Consider the following 3452-nt stretch of genomic DNA (forward strand, 5'->3'; position numbering starts at 1 on the left):
TCGGGGAAAACCTGTTCGTTGTCCTGCTTATGATGCTCCACCTTACTCAGGAGTTGGAGCCTCCGGAAAACCCGGCGCGGTTCATTATCGTTGAGACCGCGTTCCCCGGTGATCGGACTGAGCAGCAGTGGCAGGGGGCACGCCTCGGTGCAACGCAACACACTGCCCAGTGAAACACGATATAATGTCGCCGTCAGGCCCCTGGCGGAGGCCTGACGGCATGAGTTTATGGTGATTTGATCCGAAAGCTAGGGATCAGGCGCGATCGAGATAGCTGTGGAACAGGCGGTTCGGATCATATGCCTTTCGCACCGCTACCAGCTTGTCCCATTTCTCTTGCGAGAAGCAATCACGGGCCATATCTGGGAATACGTTCAAGTCGATCTCGTTGATGTAATAGCCCTTGATCAGCGGCTTGAGCGCATCATGCATCTTATGCATCAAGGCGTTATTCTTCTCGACCTCTTCATTGCCATTGCCCATCAGATACCACGACAGGTAGTGCGGAGCGGCATAGGTGAAGCTGGCCGGTTCCGGCACGGTCGGGTTGGTGCCCAAGACCGAGAAGCCGAAGGAGCGCGCGTCAACCGCCTCGTTGGACAGGAACTCAAGCGTGGTACGCAGCGCTTTGGCGGGCTCGTCGGTGAAGAGCGCCACTTCGCTGGTGCGGAATTCGCTATAGCCGTCGGTCGACAGCTGGCTGAACATATCCATATACGTCAGCGGCACATTGGTAGCGGGATTGGCCTTTGCCAGTCCCGGCAGAGCGCTTTCGGTGAAGACCCGTGCTGCTTCCAGCGCATCCTCATGGGTTTTGCCAAATGACATCAGCGTCAACACCCAGTGCCAAGTCTCTTCTTCCTTGGGGGTGCCGGGTGGGTTGAACTTGCCCAACGCGCCCAGAACTTCGGTGCGGTTGTTGCTGGCAGGCAGCAATCGCAGGCACTCCGCTACAGCGGTTTCCAGATTGTCGAGGCCGATGAAATAGCTGTTCTTCACCGCCACCGGCGCATCATAAAGCTGAATGTGAAATTGTATCACGATCACAAAGAACCCCGGACCCACGCCGCGCATCGCCCAGTAGAGATCGGGATTTTCGGTTTCCGAAACCATAACGACGCGGCCATCAGCCAACATGACTTCAGCGCCCAAGATCGAGCCTGCGCCCATGCCCCAAGCCGGCATGTTCCAGGCCATGCCGCCCCCCAAGAGGAAGCCGCCCACGGTCACAAAACCGGTATGGGCCGAGGGGAACGACAGACCCAAAGCGAAGGCCTTTTCGTTGATATGCTCGCTGAGCGCGCCCGGTCCGACCCAGCCGGTCTTCGAGGCACCGTCGATCTCGATGCCGTCGAAGCGCGACATGTCAATCATGATCGCATCGGCCTCGAGGCATGGCATGGTGATATTGTGGCCCGAACTGCGGATGGTCAGACGCAAGCCGTTATCATTGGCATAGTTCACCACCAGCGCCAGATCGACCTTATTCAGCGGCTGGACGAACATTGCGGGATAACGCTCAACCTTACTGCGATACCACGTCATCGCCCAGAACCACGACAGATAGGCGGGATTGCCACGGGTGATGATCTCGCCGGTGAATGCGGCCAAGGCCTCGGGGCGCGCTGCGCTGCTCAGGTCCCGCGCAATGGCCCATTTGGTCATGCCGGTAGTGGCAAGCGAAAAGGCTGCCGCGAATTTCAAGAGGCTGCGGCGGGCGATCGTAACTTTTGACATTGAAGGACTTCTTCTTACTTGGTGCTGGCCGGAACGACGCGATGCGCCAGATAGTCGGAAATCTGGCCGATCTGTTCATCGGTTAGGGTTTCAGCGATACCGCTCATCAGATCATTGACGCGTTTGCCGTCGCGGAATGCCAGAAGCTGTTCTTGCAGATAGGCGCGCTTTTGGCCTTCGATCAGCGGGTAGGCCGCCGCTTCACCGTCGGCATCACCGTTGTGGCAGCCCGCGCAGGTTTCAGCCAGTTCGATCACTTCGGCCGGAGCTTCTGCCGGCGCGTCCCATTTGGCGGCGGTCTGCGCGCTGAAATATTCGGCGGCGACTTCAAGATCCTCGGGCGACAGCAGCTTCATGATCGGCATCATCATGCCATGGGGGTCACGACGCTCGCCCGCATGGAACAGCTGCAACTGTTCCAGGAGATAGTCCTTTTTCTGACCCGCGATATTGGGCCATTCGGGAATCTGCGTCACGCCGGTAGGGCCGTGGCAGATCATGCATTGACTGACCACTGCCGGAACTGAGGGAACGCCAGCTGGATAAACCATATCGTTATGGGGAATGATGACCGGAACGACATCCGTGATCGCCTCTTGGGCGAAGGCCGGAGCATGAAGAGCCAGCGCCGGAAGCAGAGCCAGAGACTGGAGAAGGTGTTTCACTGAGCACATACCTTGCAGTTGTGATGTCCGCCGGAAGCGAACGTTATTGGAGGGATAGATAATCATTTAGGCGCAGAGCTATCCGGTTCGAGGAGGTCAGACCTCACTCGATTGGGGTGTTTGCGTTTACGGAGGATGGGCGGCCGATATAAACAGAGCCGCAACGGGCTGGAGCGTTAGGTCGCAGTGACGACGTGTGGGAGACCTATCCGACTTTGATCGGATCGGAACTTTTACCGCCAGCAGCCATAAACCCGCTTTTGGCCGTAACGAAAAGCAGGGCCGAATAGAGCATACCAAAATCATCCAACCAATCGGATCAATGGCAGCCTGATCGGCTATGGACATGCACTAACGTGACTACCTGCCTGATCCTTCGTTCCTCCTTTTCTTCGCCGAATTTCAAGAGCGCTTTATGGCACCTTTGTGCTATGCGGCTTCGGCAGTGCCGTTTCGAGTAACATCGATTTAGGTTCAATTCAAACTATTTTACGGTAAATTCATGCCCGAACTGCCCCATGACCTTAAAGAAGGCTTCAGCTATCACCTGCTGCAGCTGGCGCGTCGTTGGCGCAGAATAGATGAAAAAATCATGCAAAAGCATGGGTTTAACAATGTGTCATGGGTGCCTTTGCTGCATCTATACGGCGCAGAGCCTTTGATGCAAAAAGATCTTGCTGCCTATTGCGGGGTAGAATCCTCGACGCTGGTCCGCCTGATTACCCTGTTACAATCGCAGGGCCTGATCGAACGAAAGATCAATCCCGAAGACCGCCGCGCGCATTTTTTGACACTCACCAATACCGGCCGCGAGGAGGCGAGACGAATCGCCGCCATTATCTTCGAGATAGAAAGCCGGATGGTCGAGGGCATTCCTCCCGAATTGATCCAATCCTTCCTGCATCTGTCACAATTGATCGGAATCAATATCGCGCAGCTGGAGCAGGAAGAATAGGGATGAGATCACACACAACAATACGCGGGAGTTGGTGATGAGCTGAGGGGCGACTGACCTGCCACGGGATTTTTCCTCCATCTGCGATTAGAGTC

3 protein-coding genes are annotated in these 3452 nt (G+C 56.2%); 1 reads left to right on the forward strand and 2 read right to left on the reverse strand.

What is annotated here, in order from left to right:
• Positions 1–255 precede the first annotated feature (255 nt).
• Complete coding sequence (locus EG244_RS19885) at positions 256–1737, reverse strand: FAD-binding oxidoreductase (RefSeq protein WP_124966889.1); 1482 nt, start codon at positions 1735–1737, stop codon at positions 256–258.
• 14 nt (positions 1738–1751) lie between these two features.
• A complete protein-coding gene (locus EG244_RS19890; RefSeq protein WP_124966890.1) occupies positions 1752–2468 on the reverse strand; it encodes a c-type cytochrome in 717 nt (238 codons plus the stop codon).
• 436 nt (positions 2469–2904) lie between these two features.
• On the opposite strand from EG244_RS19890, the gene EG244_RS19895 reads away from it, so the two are divergent.
• Positions 2905–3357, forward strand: coding sequence for a MarR family winged helix-turn-helix transcriptional regulator (locus tag EG244_RS19895; protein ID WP_124966891.1), 453 nt, complete (start codon positions 2905–2907; stop codon positions 3355–3357).
• Positions 3358–3452 lie beyond the last annotated feature (95 nt).

The sequence above is a fragment of the Falsigemmobacter faecalis genome, from assembly GCF_003863335.1.
GTDB lineage: Bacteria > Pseudomonadota > Alphaproteobacteria > Rhodobacterales > Rhodobacteraceae > Wagnerdoeblera > Wagnerdoeblera faecalis.

Bases quoted from the DNA above. Each gene is read 5' to 3' on its own strand.
- EG244_RS19885 (WP_124966889.1), bottom strand. From the start codon at position 1,737: ATGTCAAAAGTTACGATCGCCCGCCGCAGCCTCTTGAAATTCGCGGCA.
- EG244_RS19890 (WP_124966890.1), bottom strand. From the start codon at position 2,468: ATGATTATCTATCCCTCCAATAACGTTCGCTTCCGGCGGACATCACAA.
- EG244_RS19895 (WP_124966891.1), top strand. From the start codon at position 2,905: ATGCCCGAACTGCCCCATGACCTTAAAGAAGGCTTCAGCTATCACCTG.